Annotated in this window: 17 protein-coding genes; 13 read left to right on the forward strand and 4 right to left on the reverse strand. The window is 55.9% G+C overall.

The genetic code is table 11. The features are described from left to right. Nucleotides 1-75 precede the first annotated feature (75 nt). The 5 genes from cobA to H8B15_RS04555 all read left to right on the forward strand — a co-directional run bounded on the left by cobA (nucleotide 76) and on the right by H8B15_RS04555 (nucleotide 8,524). Nucleotides 76-858: a uroporphyrinogen-III C-methyltransferase gene (cobA, locus tag H8B15_RS04535; protein ID WP_187318483.1), complete on the forward strand. Its 783-nt coding sequence runs from the start codon at nucleotides 76-78 to the stop codon at nucleotides 856-858. Nucleotides 859-869: 11 nt separating this feature from the next. Beyond that, nucleotides 870-2,690, forward strand: coding sequence for an assimilatory sulfite reductase (NADPH) flavoprotein subunit (locus H8B15_RS04540; RefSeq protein ID WP_187318484.1), 1,821 nt, complete (start codon nucleotides 870-872; stop codon nucleotides 2,688-2,690). A gap of 154 nt (nucleotides 2,691-2,844) precedes the next feature. Continuing rightward, complete coding sequence (locus H8B15_RS04545) at nucleotides 2,845-5,742, forward strand: TonB-dependent receptor (RefSeq protein ID WP_187318485.1); 2,898 nt, start codon at nucleotides 2,845-2,847, stop codon at nucleotides 5,740-5,742. A 26-nt stretch (nucleotides 5,743-5,768) separates the two neighbouring features. After that, nucleotides 5,769-7,484, forward strand: a complete 1,716-nt coding sequence (locus H8B15_RS04550) for an NADPH-dependent assimilatory sulfite reductase hemoprotein subunit (protein WP_187318486.1) — start codon at nucleotides 5,769-5,771, stop codon at nucleotides 7,482-7,484. Nucleotides 7,485-7,627: 143 nt separating this feature from the next. Then, complete coding sequence (locus H8B15_RS04555; RefSeq protein WP_216859077.1) at nucleotides 7,628-8,524, forward strand: sulfite exporter TauE/SafE family protein; 897 nt, start codon at nucleotides 7,628-7,630, stop codon at nucleotides 8,522-8,524. A 176-nt stretch (nucleotides 8,525-8,700) separates the two neighbouring features. Here H8B15_RS04555 and H8B15_RS04560 read toward each other — a convergent pair whose 3' ends face one another. Both H8B15_RS04560 and H8B15_RS04565 read right to left on the reverse strand, forming a co-directional pair. Beyond that, nucleotides 8,701-9,186, reverse strand: coding sequence for a PRC-barrel domain-containing protein (locus tag H8B15_RS04560; protein WP_187318488.1), 486 nt, complete (start codon nucleotides 9,184-9,186; stop codon nucleotides 8,701-8,703). Between the two features lie 28 nt (nucleotides 9,187-9,214). Continuing rightward, on the reverse strand, nucleotides 9,215-9,865 hold the full coding sequence (locus H8B15_RS04565; protein ID WP_187318489.1) for a hypothetical protein: 651 nt from the start codon (nucleotides 9,863-9,865) through the stop codon (nucleotides 9,215-9,217). Nucleotides 9,866-9,969: 104 nt separating this feature from the next. Between H8B15_RS04565 and H8B15_RS04570 the strand changes: the two genes are divergently transcribed. The 3 genes from H8B15_RS04570 to H8B15_RS04580 are packed head-to-tail and all read left to right on the forward strand — an operon-like array spanning nucleotide 9,970 to nucleotide 12,163. After that, nucleotides 9,970-10,254, forward strand: coding sequence for a DUF2157 domain-containing protein (locus H8B15_RS04570; protein WP_187318490.1), 285 nt, complete (start codon nucleotides 9,970-9,972; stop codon nucleotides 10,252-10,254). A 54-nt stretch (nucleotides 10,255-10,308) separates the two neighbouring features. Continuing rightward, a complete protein-coding gene (locus H8B15_RS04575; RefSeq protein ID WP_187318491.1) occupies nucleotides 10,309-10,962 on the forward strand; it encodes a hypothetical protein in 654 nt (217 codons plus the stop codon). Continuing rightward, nucleotides 10,943-12,163, forward strand: a complete 1,221-nt coding sequence (locus tag H8B15_RS04580; protein WP_187318492.1) for a hypothetical protein — start codon at nucleotides 10,943-10,945, stop codon at nucleotides 12,161-12,163. Before H8B15_RS04575 ends, H8B15_RS04580 begins: the two co-directional genes overlap by 20 nt. 4 nt (nucleotides 12,164-12,167) lie before the next feature. Here the strand turns inward: H8B15_RS04580 and H8B15_RS04585 are convergent, their stop codons facing one another. Both H8B15_RS04585 and glmM read right to left on the reverse strand, forming a co-directional pair. Continuing rightward, complete coding sequence (locus tag H8B15_RS04585; RefSeq protein ID WP_187318493.1) at nucleotides 12,168-13,331, reverse strand: cysteine desulfurase family protein; 1,164 nt, start codon at nucleotides 13,329-13,331, stop codon at nucleotides 12,168-12,170. 192 nt (nucleotides 13,332-13,523) lie between these two features. Next, a complete protein-coding gene (glmM, locus tag H8B15_RS04590) occupies nucleotides 13,524-14,918 on the reverse strand; it encodes a phosphoglucosamine mutase (protein WP_187318494.1) in 1,395 nt (464 codons plus the stop codon). A gap of 158 nt (nucleotides 14,919-15,076) precedes the next feature. Here glmM and mazG point away from each other — a divergent pair, with 158 nt between their 5' ends. The 5 genes from mazG (at nucleotide 15,077) to H8B15_RS04615 (ending at nucleotide 19,125) form a co-directional block, all read left to right on the forward strand. Next, a complete protein-coding gene (mazG, locus tag H8B15_RS04595; RefSeq protein WP_187318495.1) occupies nucleotides 15,077-15,919 on the forward strand; it encodes a nucleoside triphosphate pyrophosphohydrolase in 843 nt (280 codons plus the stop codon). A 258-nt stretch (nucleotides 15,920-16,177) separates the two neighbouring features. Next, nucleotides 16,178-17,050 carry a MotA/TolQ/ExbB proton channel family protein gene (locus tag H8B15_RS04600; RefSeq protein ID WP_187318496.1) on the forward strand — a complete coding sequence of 291 codons (873 nt, stop codon included), beginning with the start codon at nucleotides 16,178-16,180 and terminating at the stop codon, nucleotides 17,048-17,050. Between the two features lie 67 nt (nucleotides 17,051-17,117). Next, nucleotides 17,118-17,741, forward strand: coding sequence for an ExbD/TolR family protein (locus H8B15_RS04605; protein ID WP_187318497.1), 624 nt, complete (start codon nucleotides 17,118-17,120; stop codon nucleotides 17,739-17,741). Nucleotides 17,742-17,755: 14 nt separating this feature from the next. Next, a complete protein-coding gene (locus tag H8B15_RS04610; protein ID WP_187318498.1) occupies nucleotides 17,756-18,277 on the forward strand; it encodes an ExbD/TolR family protein in 522 nt (173 codons plus the stop codon). After that, the gene (locus H8B15_RS04615) at nucleotides 18,274-19,125 is read left to right on the forward strand and encodes an energy transducer TonB (RefSeq protein ID WP_246455319.1); all 852 of its coding nucleotides are present in this window, start codon (nucleotides 18,274-18,276) and stop codon (nucleotides 19,123-19,125) included. Before H8B15_RS04610 ends, H8B15_RS04615 begins: the two co-directional genes overlap by 4 nt. The last annotated feature ends 76 nt before the right edge of the window (nucleotides 19,126-19,201 follow it).

The following is a 19,201-nucleotide window of genomic DNA, read 5'->3' on the forward strand; positions in this document are numbered from 1 at the left end:
AAAACTAAAAACTAGCTCCCTTCCTTGAAAAAAGGAGGAGAGCTAAAAAACTAGTCTCTTACCCTCGTCATCACCATGCCTACCCTCTCTACCCCCCGCCTTACCGTAGTAGGTGCCGGCCCCGGCGACCCGGAGCTACTGACGCTGAAGGGCGCCCGTGTGCTGGCGGAGGCCGACGTGGTGCTCTACGACGCGCTGGCCAACGACGAGCTGCTGACTTATGCTCCCAAGGCCTTGCAGATTTTTGTGGGCAAGCGGCGGGGAAAGCGCGCCTACTCGCAGGACGAAATCAACGCCCTGATTGTGGAGCAAGCGCGCCAGCACGGCCACGTGGTGCGCCTGAAAGGCGGTGACCCATTTGTATTTGGGCGCGGTCGGGAAGAAATGTTGTATGCCGAGGCGCACGGCCTGACCACGGCCTACGTGCCCGGCATCAGCAGCGCCGTGGCGGCGGCGGGTAGCCTGGGCATTCCGGTCACGCACCGGGGGCTGAGCGAGGGCTTTCGGGTGATTACGGCTACCACGTCGAGCGGCGAGCTATCGGGGGAAGTGGCAGCAGCGGCGCAGGCCAACGCTACTACGGTAATTCTGATGGGCTTGAGCCGACTGGGAGAAATTATGCAGCTGTTTGCCCGGCACGGTGCGGCTCAGCGGCCAGCCGCCGTGGTGCAGAATGGCACCCTACCCAACGCTCGCCTCGTGGTGGGTACCGTGGCTACGCTGGCCGCACAAGCGGCCGCGGCCGGTATTGGCGCGCCAGCCATTATCGTGGTAGGCGATGTGGTGAAGCTGGCTACCACGCAAGCTACGTCCCAGGAGGCGGCCACTATTCTTTATCAATACGCTCAAGTAGCCTAAGGGCTTTCTGCATGTCAACTCCAACCAACTCCCTACCCTTCGGCCTCGATCCGGCCAGCCTCGACCAGCAAAGCGCCACCCTGAAGCCGGAGCAATTGCTGTGGCTGAGCGGCTACTTCTATGGTCGCTACGCGGCCACTGGTGCTGCACCAGCCGGTGGGCAAACGGCCGCTGCTCCGGTGGCAGTGTCTGCCGCACCGGCGGCGCTACCGCCCATCACCATCCTGTATGGCTCTCAAACCGGCAACGCCAAAAAGGTAGCGCAGCTGGCATCTGAAGCGGCCGCCGCAAAAGGCTTGCAGGCGGTGGTGAAAGACATGAACGACTACGCCCCGCGGCAGCTGGCGCAAGAAAAATTGTTGCTAGTAGTCGTGAGCACCCAAGGAGAAGGCGAACCGCCCATTGCTGCGGAGGAGTTGCACCGCTTTCTGCTTGGCAAGCGGGCGCCCCAGCTGTCGGAGCTGCGCTACGCCGTGCTAGCCCTCGGCGACCAGAGCTACCTGCAATACTGCCAGACCGGTAAGGAGTTCGATGCCCGTTTGGCGGAGCTGGGTGGCCAGCGTCTGCTAGATCGGGTAGACGCCGATGTGGCGTTCCTACCCCCCTCGAAGCAGTGGATTGAGGAGGTACTGACGAAAATTGCCGCGGAGGCTACGCCAGCGGCTGGTGTATCATCTGATGCAGCCGTGACGGGCGGCGCACCCGCACCCGTAGCGCCGGTGTACTCGCACGATCATCCGTTTGAAGCCCGCGTGCTGGAAAGCATCCAGCTCAACGGCCGCGGTTCTACGAAGGAAACCTACCACTTGGAGTTGGACCTGGCCGATTCGGGCCTTGTGTACCAGCCCGGCGATGCATTGGCGGTGGTGCCCGTGAACGAAGCCCCGCTGGTAGAGCACACACTACGCGCTGCTGGTTTAGGTGAAAGCGACACCGTGGAGCTCGACGGTAAAACCCTACCCCTGAGCACCGCCCTTACTGAGCACCGCGAGCTGTCTACCCTCACACGCGATGTGCTGGAGCGCTACGCCGCCCTCACCGACCGTACGGAGCTACGCGAGTTGCTGGCCGACAAAGCTAAACTGCAACCCTACCTCTACGGCCGCGATGTAGCTGATTTGCTGGCCGAATATCCCACCCAGCTATCGGCTCAAACGCTGATAGACACGCTACGGCCGCTGCCTACCCGCGCCTACTCCATTGCCAGTAGCCTGCTGGCCCACCCCGATGAGGTACACCTCACAGTAGGTGCCGTGCGCTACGAGGCCCTGGGGCGAAACAAACAAGGCGCCTGCTCTACCTTCCTCGCCGACCGCGTGCAGCCCGACGATATCGTGCGCGTGTTTGTGGAGCAGAATGAATACTTCAAGCTGCCTCAAGACCCTGGCACCGATATCATCATGGTAGGAGCTGGCACGGGCGTGGCACCGTTTCGGGCCTTTGTGGAAGAACGTGTAGAATTGGGTGCCACCGGCCGCAACTGGCTGCTGTTCGGCAACCCGCACTTCACCACCGACTTTCTGTACCAAACGGAGTGGCAGCAATACCTGAAAAAAGGCGGGTTGAGCAAGCTGGATGTAGCCTTCTCCCGCGACCAGGCCGAAAAGCTCTACGTACAGCATCGCCTGCTTCAGAACTCCCGCCAGGTGTACGAGTGGCTGGAAAACGGCGCCCATTTCTACGTGTGCGGCGACAAAGCCCGCCTCGGCAACGCCCTGCAACTGGCCCTCACGGAGGTAGTGCAGCGCGAGTCGGGCTTGGATACTGAAGCCGCCACCGACTACGTGCGCAACCTGCGCAAGCAGCGCCGCTATTTGGAGGACGTGTATTAAGTCCTCAACTCATCACTCTCAATGCATTGCTATCCTCGAAGCTGCTGTTGTTGTAGGTAGCCGTGGCTCTCTTGGCCGCGGCCCCGTTTCCCCGACCAATTACCCCACCCCTTCCTTTTTCTTTTGCACTTCACAAGACAGCGCACGCATTGTCATGAGACAACTATATCCTTTTTTCTGGCTTTTCAGCTTTCTGCTGCTAACTGCCCGAGCGGCCGTGGCGCAGGACCCCATTATTGCAGTGAGTGGTAACGTACGCGATAATACCCATCAGGCTCTTCCTGGCGTCACCATTAGCGTGAAGGGCGGTAGCGTGGGCACACAAAGCGACGCCGACGGCAATTTTATTTTAAAAGAACGGCTTCGATTTCCGTTTACCCTAGTGTTCAGCGCCATTGGCTACGACACGCGCGAGGTGGAAGTAGCGCGCGCCAGCAGCCGCCTTCAAGTGTCCTTGGAGTCGAAAAACATGCTGATGAACGAAGTGGTAGTATCGGCTTCCAGAGTAGAGGAAAGCCGGCTTCGCTCGCCGGTGGCTATTGAAAAGCTCGACATTCGGGCCATTAAAGAAACACCCGCGCCCAGCTTCTACGATGCTCTGGAAAACGTGAAAGGCGTGCAGATGACCACCAGCAGCCTCACGTTTAAAGTGCCCAACACGCGTGGGTTCAACATCCCGAACAACTTCCGCTTCATGCAGCTCGTGGACGGTGTGGACATGCAGGCCGCTACCCTAGGCGTACCTTTAGGCAACGCCATTGGTCCCACGGAGCTGGATATTGCTAGCGTGGAAATTACGCCTGGCGCTGCCTCCGCGCTCTACGGCATGAACGCCATTAACGGTATGGCGAACCTCACCACCAAAAGCCCCTTCACTTACCAGGGCCTGAGCGTGTACCAGAAGCTGGGTGTGAACCACGTAGATGGTATCGACCGCGACCCGAGCGTACTGACTGAATCGGCGGTGCGGTGGGCACAGGTGGTAGGCCCCAGCCAGCGCTGGGCGTATAAGGTGAACCTGTCCTACCTACGCGGTACCGACTGGCTGGCTAACACTCAGACCGACCAGAACCCCCAGACGGCTTCTTCGGCTAACCCACGCTTTCCGGAGCTGAGCGGTGCCAATAACCCTGCCGCCGACCTCTGGAACCGCTACGGCGACGACAACGCTGGCAACGTATCCATCACGATTCCCTACCAAGGCCGCAACGAAACCTTCAACGTGCGCCGCACGGGCTACTACGAGCGGGATTTGGTGAACCCTATCGTGCGCAACATCAAGGCCGATGCCAGCTTGCACTATAAGCTGACAGATAAGCTAGAGCTATCGTACGGCTACCGGTTTGGGCTGATGGACGGCGTTTTTCAGCGCGGCAACAAGATTCAGCTGGATGGCGTGACGGTGCAAAACCACAAGCTGGAGTTGCGCGGTAAGGATTTTACGGCCCGCGCCTACATGCTGATTGAAAACACCGGCGACTCCTACAACCTCAACCCGCTGGCCCTCAATCTCGACTTGCAAAACGGCTCTAATGCCGTGTGGGGTGGCCGGTTTCGGACTGCACTGCAAAGCCAGCTCGGCGAGGGCGCCAGCCTGGCCGATGCTATGCGCCAGGCCCGCGTAGTGGCCGACGCTAACCGCGCCGTACCGGGCACCGCCGCGTTCAACGACCTGAAAAACCAGATTGTACACACCAACAACTGGGACAGCGGCGTGAACGTACCGGGCGCTCCTATTCCGGGTGGGGCGGCTCTCACACAACGCAGCCACACCTACCACGCCGAAGGCATCTGGAACCTGGGGCAGCGCATCAAGTTTGCCGATGTGATTGTGGGCGCCGATGCGCGGGTGTATGCCGTCATTCCGGACGGTAACAACTTTGTGGATTTTGGCCGCCCCATCAACGAGCGTACCCAGCCCGGCGGCGACAATCAGTACTACCGGAAGGTAGGGGGCTTTGCGCAGGCTACCAAGTTGCTGTTCGCGGAGCGTCTGAAAGTAACGGGCTCTTTGCGCCTCGACTACAACCCTGAATTCAACCCGAAGCTGAACCCGCGGATTGCGGCTGTCTACACGGCCGCCGAGAAGCATAGCTTCCGGGCATCGTACCAAAACGGCTGGCGTTTCCCAAGCTTGTTTGAGGCACTCTCGTTTGTGAACAATGGTAACGTGCGGCGGGTAGGCGGCCTGGCCCGCGTGAATGAGGGCCTGAACTACCTCGACAATTCCTACACGCTGGCTTCCATCTCTACTTTCAATGCAGCGGTGAATGCGTACGTGGCTGCTAATGCCGGCACAACCGCTTCGCAGGCCGCGCTACGCCCCGAAATCCGTAGTTTGCTGACCGTTGGAAACCTGCCTACCGAGCAACCCGAACAGATCAATGCCTACGAGGTAGGCTACCGTAGCGTGCTATTCGACAACCGCTTGTCGATTGACGCAGATGCGTACTATAATATTTACTCGGGTTTCCTGGGGCAGGTAGAGGTGAGTGTGCCCAAAGATGCCAACGGCAACCAAGTGCAGGTAGGCTCCGACGATGCCGTGCTGGCTGCCCTAAACAGCAACCGCGCCGCCCGCCAGGACCGCTACCGCGTGTATACCAACGCCCGCAACAAGTACAACAGCTACGGCTCTACGCTGGGCCTGACGTATAATTTCTACCAGAAATTCTCAATAGGCGGCAACGTCAACTTCAACAACCTGTCGGCCAACGACGAAGCCGACATCTTCGTGACGGGTTTCAACACCCCCAAATGGGCAACCAACGTTACCTTCGGCAACCGCGAAATTGTGCGCAATGTGGGCTTCAACGTGGTATGGCGGCGGCAGACTAGTTTCTTGTGGGAGAGCCCCTTGGCTAATGGCCGGGTGCCCGCCTACCAGACGGTAGACGCGCAAGTAAACGTGCGCGTCCCGAACCTGAAGACTACCATAAAGGTTGGAGGAGCAAACATCTTCAACAACCGGTATATCCAGTACGCTGCGGGCCCTACCATTGGGGGGCTATATTACGTGGCCCTAACATTTGACAATACCGTGCTGCGCTAGCGCTAGCCTTCCTAAACGATTTCATCATGGCTGATCAACCAAAATTATCTGACGTTGAACGCATTAAGACTGCCAGCAACTATTTGCGCGGCACGCTGAAAGAAAGTTTGGCCGACCCCATCACCGGCGCCATTGCCCCCGACGACACCCAGCTTATCAAGTTTCACGGCTCCTACCAGCAAACCGACCGCGACCTGGAAAGCGAGCGGAAGCGCCAGAAGCTGGAGCCGCTGTACTCGTTCATGATTCGGGTGCGGGTGCCCGGCGGCGTGGCTACCCCAGAGCAATGGCAGCGCATGGATGCCTTGTCGGATGCGTATGGCAGTGGGGCCCTCAAGCTCACCACGCGCCAAACGTTTCAGCTGCACGGTATTCTGAAGCGCGATTTGCGGGCGACTATTCAGGAGTTCAACGATGTGTTGATGGACAGCATTGCGGGCTGCGGCGACGTGAACCGCAACGTGATGTGCGCCGCCAATCCCCACGAGTCGGCCTTGCACAAGGACGTGCACGCGGTGGCTACGGCCATCAGCGCCCACCTCACGCCCCGCACCACGGCTTACTGGGACTTATGGCTGGATGGCGAAAAGCGCTATTCGAGCTTGGTAAACGATGGCGAGAAGGAAGACTTTGAGCCGATTTACGGCCCTACCTACCTGCCGCGCAAGTTCAAGATTGCCATTGCTGTTCCGCCCCAAAACGACGCCGACATCTTCTCTAATGACATAGCCCTGACGGCCATTGCCGAAAAGGGCGTGCTGCAAGGCTTCAACGTAGCCATTGGGGGCGGCATGGGCATGACCTTCGGGATGCCCGAAACCTACCCCCGCTTGGCCGACCTCATTGGCTTCGTGCCCACGGACAAGGTGGTGGACGTGTGCGAGAAGGTCGTAACCATTCAGCGCGACTGGGGCAACCGTGAAAACCGCAAGTTCTCCCGCCTCAAATACACCATCGACCGGGTAGGGCTGCCCGCTTTCCTGGAGGAACTGCGCCTGCGCTTGGGCTACGAGCTGGAGGAAGCGCGCCCCTACCAGTTCACCGGCTCCGGCGACTCCTTCGGGTGGAGCCAGGGCGAAGACGGCAAGGAGCACCTGACCTTATTTGTAGAAGGTGGCCGCGTGACCAACAAAAACGGCGTGGAGCTGAAAACCGCCCTACGTGAAATTTCGGCCTTCCACACCGGCGAGTTCCGCCTGACCGGCAATCAGAACCTGGTCATTGCCAACATCGACCCCAAGCACCGCCAGCGCGTGCAGCAGATTCTGGAAAGCCGCGGTGCATGGGCTAAAACCCAGCAGCAAACCGCCTTGCGCCTCAGCTCGCTGGCTTGCGTGGCCCTGAATACCTGCTCCCTGGCCTTCGCCGAAGCCGAGCGCTACCTCCCCCACCTCCTCGACCGTCTGGATACCGTTATTCAGGCCAATGGTCTTAGCGATGAAGGTATCCTGATCAGGATGACGGGCTGCCCCAACGGCTGCGCCCGTCCCTACCTCGGCGAGATTGGACTAGTGGGTCGTGCCATCGGGCGCTACAATCTCTACCTCGGCGCCGACCATGCCGGTGAGCGGATGAACAAGCTCTACAAAGAAATGCTGGATGAAGAAGGCATTCTGGCCGAGCTAACGCCCCTGCTGGAAGCCTACGCCCAAGAGCGCGAGCCCCAGGAGAAATTTGGCGATTTTGTGATCCGCCAGGGCTACGTAGCCGCCACCGTTCACGGCCTGGATTTCCACGCTTAATTTAGCTGTCCATTAGTCGTCGATAGTTGTTAGTAATTGGTTATTAGACCACTACTAGCAGCTATCAACGTCTAACTGACAACTCGCCACTCACAACCCACCACCTGACGACCCATTCAATGGAATCTCCTCATCCTGCTTACATGCCTCCTGAACCGGCTCCGCCTACAGGCATGGCGTGGTGGCGCCGGTTGGTGCTGGGCGCGCTGGCAATTGGCGTGCTCCTGCTGGTCCTGCACTTCTCCGCTACTTACTTCGCACAGCAGTCCGTCTGGACGTTTCTGAGCACTTCCAAGACGTTCTACGTCTTTGTGGCTATCGGCTTTGGCGCACAATTGATTGACGGCCTATTGGGCATGGGCTACGGCGTGGTTACGGCTATTAGTTTGATGTCGATGAACCTGAATCCGGCTGCCGTGAGTGCCAGCATTCACACGGCCGAAATGTTTGCCAGCGGCGCTTCGGGATACAGCCACTACAAGGCTGGCAACGTCAACCGCCGCCTGTTCAAAGCCCTGCTGATTCCGGGTATTCTGGGGTCGGTGAGCGGGGCGCTGCTACTCACATATTTCGGTGAGCATTACGCCAACTGGATCAAGCCGGTGCTGGCCGTATACCTGCTGCTGCTGGGCGTACGCATCATCAGCAAAGCCTTTAAGCAAGCCGCCGACCGCCGCAAAAAGGTGAAGCACGCGGGCTGGCTGGCCGGCGCGGGCGGCTTCCTCGACTCGTTTGGTGGCGGTGGCTGGGGGCCGCTCGTCACCAGTACGCTCATTGCTAATGGCCGCACGCCGCAATATGTTATTGGCTCCGTGAGCCTTACAGAGTTCTTCGTAACGTTTGCCAGCGCCCTCACCTTCTTTGCTACCCTGGGCGTCACGCACTGGCAGATTGTGCTGGGGCTGATTGTAGGCGGTGTAACGGCGGCACCCTTCGCCGCCCGGCTGGCCGGCCGCATCCCCGTGCGCGGCATGTTTATCGGGGTAGGGCTCATGGTGATTTTCTGGAGCCTCTGGACCCTGCGGAAGCTGGTGTTTTAGTGGTGAAGTTGTGAGTTTGTGAAGTGGTGAATGCCAAAGCGGCTGTCATCCTGAGCGCAGCGAAGGACCTTATATCAGTTGAACGACCATCGTACCAACGACTCGTTCTCACGTGATAAGGTCCTTCGCTGCGCTTTTCGCCACTCACCATTTCACTACTCACAATTTCACCTTTCTCATCTCGGTCGCCGATTAGCGTAAAACTGTTCGTCGTTGTAAGACGGTTGGTCGTAGAAACTGCCGCTGGCTTGCTCGGGTAGAGCCAGCTTTAGGCTGCGCAGCATGGCTTCCTCGTATTCCCGCGTAATCTGAATTTCGGTATAAGGCGGGTACTCCAGTACTGTTTCTAAGGTAAGCGAGGGCACAAATACGTTGTCGGCATCCTCGTCAATAGCCGCCACTCCAATAGGTAGCAAGATGTGCCGTTCCCATTTGTTGACCTGCAACGAAGCGTCCAGTTCTACGTCGAGGTAACGCACTTTCAGGGTTTCAACCTCCACAATCAATTCATATACGTCGCCAAACTTCTTGCCGTCGCCGCCGCGCACCGACCAACCGCGCACGTCGGGGTTACCATCGGCCACTTCAAACTCGGTGAGGTCGCGCAAACGGCGCAGGTGCATATGCTGGCCCGAAGGCACGGGCATAGAGGTAGCTTCCATATAAAGTATCCTGTTTAGTTGCTTCGGCCTACGAAGCGGGCCCATTCATCGTTTTCATGAGTTGCGCGGCGTGCCGGAAAAAATTCTGTACCCACTCGCGTTCCTGCGCCGTTCCGGTGCGGCCGCTAAACTGGCTGGCTTGCAGGCCCAAGTCGTTGGCAGCAAATTCCTCATTGGGGTAAGCGCTTTGCTGCATGGCTTTCAGCAGCCCAGCTACCGCCAGAAAACCCGGCCGCAGGCTAGTGCCCGGCTCGTCGATGCGGGCAGTGGCACTGGTGAGCTGGTCACGCTGCTCGCTCACGTTGGGTTCCCGAAACTCGGCGCGGTCGGCCATCCGCACCAGCGCCGCCGTAAACCGGCGCAGGCCCTCACGAGCATATTCTGGTTGCGCGGGGTCGGTAGCCGCGTAAGCCTCTAGCTCTGCGGGGGTAGGCGGCAGTTGGTCGTCGGCCGCTGCCATATCGGCTATGGCTTGGCCATCGGCCGCCGGCATAGCCCGGCTGGTATTTAAGTCGGCGGGGGTAGAGGCACCGTCGCTGACCACAGGCGGCGGGGGTGTCTCTGCGGTATCGTTGCGGAAGATGAAGTAGCCGGCCACGGCCAGCGCCAGCGCCACCAGCACAAGTAATAGCCAGGGGCTAGGCGAGGATTTTTTGCGTTGGATATTGATTTCAGCCATGAGGAAGCAGCTCGGTAGGGAAGCGAACGGAATATGCGGAGGTACTGCATACGGATTGGCGCAGAGTTGGTATGTTTAGTTTGCGTATCTCCTCCTTATTCCCCGTGCAACCCGTCGATTTTATAGCCGAGCTCCGCGCCCGCAATATACTGTCGGAAGCCCAAGCCGCGGCCCTCCGCGACTATGAGCGTACCCGTCCTTTTTCAGTGCACTACGAGCTGCGCACGCTGCTCTACCTGGGCATTGTGCTGCTCGCGGGTGGCCTGGGCATACTGCTCTACCAGCACCTCGACGACATCAGCCACGGTGCCATTGTGGCCGCGCTAGTGCTGTGTATGGCGGGCAGCTTCGGCTACGCGGTGCGGCACCGCCTGCCCTTCACCTGGTAGCAGGCCCCTGCCCCCGGCGTGTTGCCCGACTACTTGCTTGTACTGGGTTGTTTATTGTTTCTCTCACTGGAAGGCTATCTACAAGCTGAATATGCCTTTTTCGGCACCCGCTACGGGTTGGCCACACTGCTGCCGGCGCTGCTGTTCTTCCCCCTCGCCTACCGCTTCGACCACCGGGGCGTGCTCTCGATGGCCATTACGGCTCTGGCAGCATGGGCTGGGCTGAGCGTGGCGCCGCTGTCGGTTTTCGAAAATGAGTTTCTAACGGCCGCTGTCTGCCGGGCCGCCATTGGATTAGGCCTGCTGTTCCTGCTGGTGGCCTGGCAAACCGAAAAACGTCGCCTCAAGCCACACTTCGCCTATGCGTATTTGCTATTGGGTAGCAATCTACTGCTGGCCGCCGCCACGGCTGCCATGTTTCAGGAATTGCTGCATCCGGTGGTGCTTGTCATAGCGCTTATCCTAGGGGTATGCACTTATCTGTTCATCTATGCCCGCCGCAGGCATTCCTACCTCTTTATGCTTTTGAGCGTGGGGTACAGTTACGTCGCCGTCACGTTTGGCCTGGCTCAGCTAGTAAGCTCTGCTCGCAGTGATGTCATCTTTAGCTTCTTCATGTACTATATCATCGGTTCGGTAGCGGGCATCATCTGGTTTTTGGCCAATATTCAGAAAATAGTGGGTACTGATGATCGGCAAAGCTTATAACCCGGCCTGGGCGCATAACGAAGCCCTCCGCACCGACGCCCAGCGCTGGCATCAAGTAGGGCTTCTGACGCTGCCCCAGCTGGAGGCAATTCGGCAGGCCTACCCGCTGGATTTCTACCGTCCGCCCATCTACCTGCGCATATTATTATTTGTGCTGGCTGTAATAGCCAGCTTGCTAGTCGCTGGGTTTGGTGCCATGTTTTTCCTGGGCGCTTTTAGCAACCTACTCCCGGGCAGGCACGAAGACATACTTTTAGCGTTGATGCTTGCTTTCGGCACTGCTTGTGGCAAGGCCATCCTGGATAACTTCATTCGCACCAACCAAGTGTACCGGGCCGGGCATGATTTGGCCCTATTGTATATGACGCTGGGCTGTGCCAGTGCCGCCGTGCTTTGCCTCCTCAGGCTTTTCCTACCCGTCTCTGATTTACTAACGCTGACGTCGCCCCTCCTACCCCTGTTCCTACTCCCCGTGCTAGGCATCCTGCTGGTGGCCATCATCCGCTACGCCGATGCGCTGGTCACGGCCGTGGCTTATGGGGTAGTGTTGGCACTGCTGATTAATACGCTGTTGCGCTTCGAGGCGGGCCGGCTTCTGCTGCCGTTTGCTGTCATGCTGCTCTCGGTAGGCCTGTACCAAGTAGGTCAGCGCCTCGCCCGCCGTACCGACTACCTCTATTATCAATATTGCTTTCTCACCTTGAAGACACTGACGCTGGTCGCCTTTTACCTTGGGGGCAACTATCTAATAGTGCGCGAAGGCAATGCAGCTATCAGCGGGAACCTGGTTTCGCAGCAGATACCTTTTGCCGGGGTGTTCTACCTGTTCACCACGCTTATTCCGCTGTACTATATCTACCAGGGCCTGCGCCGCCTCAACCGGGTGTGGCTGCTGACAGGGTTGGCCGCCCTCGCTTTTTCGGGCTATACTGTGCGCTTCTACCACTCGGTGCTACCACCCGCGGTAGCCAGCACACTACTCGGAGCCGTGTTGGTGGTGCTTACGGGGGCGCTCTTGCGCTATCTGCGCACTCCACGCCATGGCTTCACCGCCGCAGCCGACACTGCCCACCGCCCTGGCCTCAATCTGGAAGCCCTCATTACCGCCGAAACGGCAGCCCGACACGGTCAGGCCCCAGCCGCCCATTTTGAGTTTGGGGGCGGACACTCTGGCGGTGGCGGCGCCACTGGTCAGTTCTGATGCTCTATCCTACAGGCTGCTTCTGATACATTTTGGCCAGCTGCTCCACGGCATAGTCTACCTCCTCGGGCGTGTTGTATTTGCTCATAGAGAAGCGAATAGCGCCGCGGTTTGGGTCACAACCCATGGCAGTAAGTACGTGTGAACCAGCATTTGCCCCGCTGGTACACGCCGAGCCTCCCGACACCGACACCCGGTTGATATCGAGATTGAACAGCAGCATCTCATTTAGCTCAGATGGGGGTAGGCTCACGCTCAGCACTGTATAGAGGCTTCTATCGGCCTCTGCCGAGTGACCATTGAACTGCACATCTTCAATCCCGGCCCTTAGTTTTCCAATAAACCGGTCTTTTAGGCCTTGGATATGCTGCTGGTGCGCAGCCATGTCGCGGTAGGCAATTTCCAACGCCTTTGCCAAGCCCACAATGCCATACACATTCTCGGTACCAGCGCGCACGTTCCGTTCCTGCGAGCCACCGTGGATGAGTGGCGTCACCTGCAACTCGGGGTTGCGGTACACAAACCCTACCCCTTTCGGCCCATGAAACTTGTGGGCTGACCCGACCAAGAAGTGAGGTTTGAGCTGTTGCACATCGTGGCGGTAGTGCCCCATGGTTTGCACCGTGTCGGTATGAAACACGGCTTGGTGCTGCCGGCAGATATCGGAAATAGCCTGCACGTCGTTGAGGTTGCCTACCTCGTTGTTGCCATGCATCAAGCTGACCAATGTGCGGGGCTGCCCGGCCAGTAGCTTCTCCAGGTGCGCCAGATCCAACGTGCCTTGTGCATCGTGCTGCACGTAGTGGAGCGTAATGGCGCCCGATTTTTCCAGGGCTTGCAAGGGGTGCAGCACCGCGTGGTGCTCCAGCGGCGAGGTAATAGCCCGTGTCAAGCCCAGGGTTTGGATGCTCCCAAAAATGGCGTAATTATCAGCCTCGGTGCCTCCAGAGGTGAACGTAATTTCGGCAGGCGCCGCATTAATAAGGTGCGCAATAGTTTTGCGGGCATTTTCTAGCACCGCTCGCACCTTGCGCCCATGGCCATGAATGCTGCTGGGGTTGCCATAGAACTCACGCATAAATGGCAGCATTGCCTCCAACACCTCGGGGTCGAGCGGCGTGGTAGCGGCATTGTCGAAATAAACGGAGGTAGGGGAAGCAAGTGCCATAGGAGCAGAAAAGTTACGTAAGGGCTACACGTAGCACGTGGGCCACAACGGGTACACAAAAATAAAGGATTCCGGCGCGGGCCCCGGAATCCTTCACTCACACAGCCACACAGTTAGCTGTTACTGCAACATGCCAAGAGGCGGTACAACAACAAAACAGACAGATGACTTGCATGTATTTTCAGGAAAAGACTATGCCTTTTGAGAAATGATTTCCTTGATATCGCCAATGATTTTGTTAGCTAAGTGGTCGGCGGTGGCGTTTGATTCCGACTCGGCGTAGATGCGAATGATCGGCTCGGTGTTTGATTTGCGCAGGTGTACCCACTCCTTATCAAACTCGATTTTCACTCCATCAATCGTATTGATTGGATGTTTAGCGTAGCGCTCTTGCATTTGCACTAACACCTGATCAGTATCAATATCCGGTGTTAGCTCAATTTTATTTTTCGAGATAAAATAGTTTGGGTAAGATGCCCGCAGTCGGGTCATAGTCATGTCTGTTTTGGCCAGATGCGTTAGGAAAAGCGCAATGCCTACCAACGCGTCGCGGCCGTAGTGCAGCTCGGGTAAAATGATGCCTCCGTTACCTTCGCCGCCGATCAGCGCGTCGGTTTCCTTCATTTTGTTCACCACATTCACCTCGCCCACGGCAGCGGCAGCGTAGGTACCACCGTGCTTCTCAGTCACATCGCGCAAGGCACGGGTGCTGCTTAGGTTGCTCACGGTGTTGCCACCGCCATTTTCCTGTAGTAAATAATCGGCTACGGCTACTAGGGTATACTCTTCGCCAAACATCTCACCGTTCTCGCATACTAAGGCCAGCCGATCCACATCGGGGTCTACTACGATGCCTAAGTCAAAACCGCCGCGCGATAGCACCTTAGCAATATCGCGCAGGTTTTCGGGTAGGGGCTCGGGGTTGTGGGCAAAGTCGCCAGTTGGCTCACAGAACAGCTTTTCCACTTTTTCTACCCCCAGTGCTTCCAACAACTGTGGCACGGCAATACCACCCGTTGAGTTTACGGCATCTACTACTACCCGGAAGTTTTTCGCGCGAATTGCTTCTATATCTACCTGTGGCAGCGCCAGCACGGCATCAATATGGGTTTGCAGGAACGTATCGTCGGTGCTGTAGCTGCCAAGTTTGGCAACGGGCGCAAAATCAAAGGCTTCCGTGTCGGCCAGAGCCAGCACATGCTGCCCCTCCGTATCTGAAATGAACTCGCCTTTATGATTCAACAGCTTCAGCGCATTCCACTGTTTGGGATTGTGCGAAGCCGTAAGAATGATTCCACCCCCCGCTTGCTTGGCTGGTACGGCCATTTCAACAGTAGGCGTTGTGCTCAGCCCTAGATCTATTACATCTATTCCTAGTCCTTGAAGAGTAGCAGCTACTAGTTTGCTCACTATATCTCCCGACAAGCGAGCATCGCGGCCAATTACAATACTAGTCTGAGAAGAGTTAGCCAACATCCAAGTGCCAAAAGCGGCGGCGTATTTCACTACGTCGATGGGCGTCAGGCCTTCGCCAGGAGCACCGCCAATGGTGCCGCGAATGCCTGAAATAGATTTGATAAGTGCCACGAGTACGGGTTCGTTTTTAAAGAGCGCAAAAGTAGAGAATAGCAGCTGCTTTCCCTAGAATAGTTAGGTGATGCACTAGACTAGTCAGTGCACACAACAAATTCATCCTCTACTACCCATACGGCAACGAAGCAGAATGTCTTTGTATATTTGGCTGAATGGATACGACTTCTTCCTCTGCCCGTGCAGCTCAGCTAGCTGCTTTTGGCCGTCTGCTAGACGTACTTAATCGTTTGCGTGCCGAGTGCCCGTGGGACCGTAAGCAAACCATGCAAAGCCTACGGCACCTAACGATAGAAGAAACGTACGAGCTAAGCGATGCCATTCTGCGCAACGACCTCCCGGATGTGCGCAAAGAATTAGGTGATGTTATGCTTCACTTAGTCTTCTATGCCAAAATAGCTTCCGAAACGGGCCAGTTCGATATTGCTGACGTCCTGAATGCCCAGTGCGAAAAGCTTATTTTTCGACATCCACATATCTATGGTGATACCCAAGCCGACACGGAAGAAGACGTGAAGCGCAACTGGGAGCAGCTGAAACTGAAGGAAAAAGGCAATACGTCGGTACTAGGCGGCGTTCCAGTATCTCTCCCTGCACTGGTAAAGGCTATGCGCATCCAGGAAAAAGCGCGCGGCGCTGGCTTCGACTGGGAGCGACCCGAGCAGGTTTGGGAGAAGGTGCAGGAAGAATTACGGGAGTTTGGCGAAGAATATTCAGCAGTAGACGCAACGGATGCAGCTCGCCAGGATCGTGCTGCTCAAGAGTTTGGCGATTTGCTGTTCTCATTGGTCAACTTCGCCAGGTTCGCTGGCATAAACCCTGAGGAGGCTCTTGAACGTACCAACCGAAAATTCATTCAACGCTTCCAGTTTCTGGAATCCGCAGCAGCCCGCGATGGGCATCAGCTAGCTGATTTGACCCTATCTGAGATGGACGTGTATTGGGAGACAGCCAAAAAAACTCTATCTTTTGCTGCTGATTCCACAAATCAAGAATAGATTTTTTTAAGCTTCAAGCCTTTTTAGACCGTTTAAACGCATTTTTCTTTTGGCTACCTACTCCTTTTTCATTAGGTTTGCCAAGGCTATGTTGCCCTTATAAGAAGGGAACCACGTGCGAATAATAGCTTTGCTTCTTTCTCTCAATTTCTGGGCCAACTACTTGAACTGGTAACACTTTCAACTATATTTTTTTACTGACCCCAAACGTTTTACATTTTTCAACCTTTCACCAACCTCCCCTAATTTTCCGGAACAATGGAACAAAAGAATGCCACGAACAAGAACGTGCGGCCTGCCGCTCCCGCTGCCCCCAAGGGTGAAGCAAAAGGCGGCTCTGCGTTCGCCGCCATCGTTATTCCGCTGGCTTTTGTAGTTGCTGTCGTTATTTACAGATTCGTTTTGGGTAACCCTTCCAACTTCCAAGGCGGTAACAACGAGAACCTACCCTTGCCCGGTAACTACATGGGCACCGTATATGCCGGTGGTGTTATTGTACCGGTACTGATGACACTGCTCATTTTGGTTATTACCTTCTCTATTGAGCGTTTCCTGACCATTGGTAAAGCCAAAGGAACTAAGAGCATCGAAAGCTTTGTACGTTCAATCCGCCAGAAGCTGAATGTAAATGACATCGCAGGTGCTATTGCCGTGTGCGACCAGCAAAAGGGCTCGGTAGCTAACGTAGTAAAGTCTGGTTTGCTGAAATACCAAGAAATGGCACGCGAGCGTGGCATGGACAAAGACCAAAAAATTCTGTCGATCCAGAAAGAAATCGAAGAATCGACGGCTTTGGAACTACCTATGTTGGAGAAAAACCTGGTTATCATCTCGACTATCGCTTCGGTTGCTACCCTGGTAGGTCTGCTCGGAACTGTATTCGGTATGATCCGCGCTTTTGCCGCTCTGGCCAACGCTGGTGCTCCTGACACCGCTGCTCTATCGACTGGTATCTCGGAAGCATTGATCAACACGGCTCTGGGTATCGGTACTTCGGCCCTGGCTATCATTGCCTATAACTACTTCACTAGCCAAATCGACGTTCTTACTTACAGCATCGACGAAGCTGGCTTTAGCATTATCCAAACGTTTGCTTCGCAGCACGGCGAAACGGAAACTTATCATGCTTAAGTTGCGGTTTACGCACTAAAGCATAGTTTCTTAACGTTTTGAATTTTGCTAACTAACACTTTCAGCAATGCCTAAAGTAAAACCTCATAGAACGTCCCCCTCGTTGGATATGACTCCGATGGTGGACTTGGCATTCCTGCTGGTGACTTTCTTCATGCTCACGTCTAAATTTGCGCCGCAAGAAGACGTAGTAGTAGATACTCCTGCTTCTATCTCCGAAATTCGCTTGCCTGAGAGCCATGTAATGGTTATCTCTATTGATAAAGACAAGCGTGTATTTTTCGGGTTGGATGATGCGAAAGTAAAAGAGGATCTGCTGACTACCGTAGGTGCAAAATACAGCGTAGGCTTCACAGCAGAGCAGGTGAAACGTTTCACTGGTTTGGCGAGCTTTGGAGTTCCCGTGCAGCAGTTGCCTAGCCTGCTCAGCCTCTCTAGCGAGGAGCGGCAGAAAGCACCGCAGCCGGGTGTTCCGATTGACTCAGTAAACAACCAGCTGATTGAATGGGTAACCGCTGCGCAGCGGGCCGAGTACAAGGCTTTCAACAAGCCGGCCTACATTGCCATCCGTGGCGACGGTGCTGCCGACGTACCCACCGTGAAGAGAGTCATTAAGATTCTGCAGGATAAGGATATCAACCGTTTCAACCTGATTACCGATCTAGAAGGTAAGCCAGTAGCTGGAAACTAACCGACCTTAGAAACATGGCAGAAATACAACAACAAGCCGACTCCGGTGGCGGAGGTAAGAAGCGGGCCAAAAAAATGTCGACCAAAATCGACATGACCCCAATGGTGGATTTGGCCTTCCTGCTACTTACCTTCTTTATGCTCACCTCGACGTTCAGCAAGCCTACCGTCATGGAACTGAACATGCCGGTAAAGCCCAAAAACGAGCAGGAACAAACGGAGTTGAAAGCATCTGATGCTTTTACCGTCCTCCTCGGCCAGGACAACAAGCTATACTACTACGACGGCCTGCTAGACAACAACGTGAAGCCAGATCTTAAGCCCTCAGACTATAGTGCTGATGGTATTCGAAAGATCTTGTTTGATCGTAAACAGCGTAACCCGAACGTAGTGGTAATGATTAAACCAGATGATAATTCTACCTACAAAAACATGGTAGATATTCTGGACGAGATGAACATCACGGGGCAAAAAAAATACGCTCTGATGGAGATTTCGAAGAATGACCAAGAACTAATTAAAGGCTCAGGGTTATGATGGATAACGCACAACTGGCCAAAGCATCTCTCAACGACATCGTCTTTGAGGGTCGCAACAAGGCCTATGGAGCCTATGTGCTCCGTGGCTTGTATAACAAGCACGTTACCCGAGCGCTGTTGATTGCGGTTGCTTTCTTCGCCCTTGTCGTGAGCATCCCGACGATTGCGAATCTGCTAAAGCCTGAAGAGGAAGAAGTAGAAGCACCAAAAAATCTCCAGACTGTGGAGTTGATGGCACCGCCGCCACTCGATCCGGCTACACCGCCGCCGCCGCCGCCACCACCACCACCGCCACCTTCTGCACCGCCACCACCACCGCCGGTAGTTTCGACTATCAAGTTTACTCCTCCGGTTGTGAAGCGCGATGAGGAAGTACGCAAAGTGGAAGAAGTGCCAGACGTGGATAAGCTGTCGACGACGACTATTTCGACGGAAACAGTGAAAGGCACCACAGATGTACCCCCACCACCAGACCTGAACGGTATTGAAGGTGGCACCGGCAAAGAGCCGGTGAAAGAGGTAATTGACACTAAGGTGTACAACTACGTGGAGCAGATGCCAGAGCCTCCAGGAGGTATGGGCGCTCTGCTGCAATACATCGGGAAAAACATCAAGTATCCCGCTATGGCATTGCGTAACCAAGTAGAGGGTAAAGTATTCGTGAACTTCGTAGTAGGTCCGGATGGCTCTATCTCTGGGGTTAAGATCCAAAAAGGCATTGGTGCCGGTTGCGACGAAGAAGCAATGCGGGTTATTAAAGGCCTACCGAAATGGACTCCAGGTAAGCAGAATGGCCGGAACGTAAGCGTATCGTTTACTGTACCAGTAACCTTCGCTATCAAGTAAGCCGAAACAGCTTCCGATAGAAAACAGAAAGCCCGAACCGAGCAATGCTCGGTTCGGGCTTTCTGTTTTCTATCGG

This window comes from Hymenobacter citatus, from assembly GCF_014333615.1.
In the GTDB taxonomy this organism is placed as follows: Bacteria; Bacteroidota; Bacteroidia; order Cytophagales; family Hymenobacteraceae; genus Hymenobacter; species Hymenobacter citatus.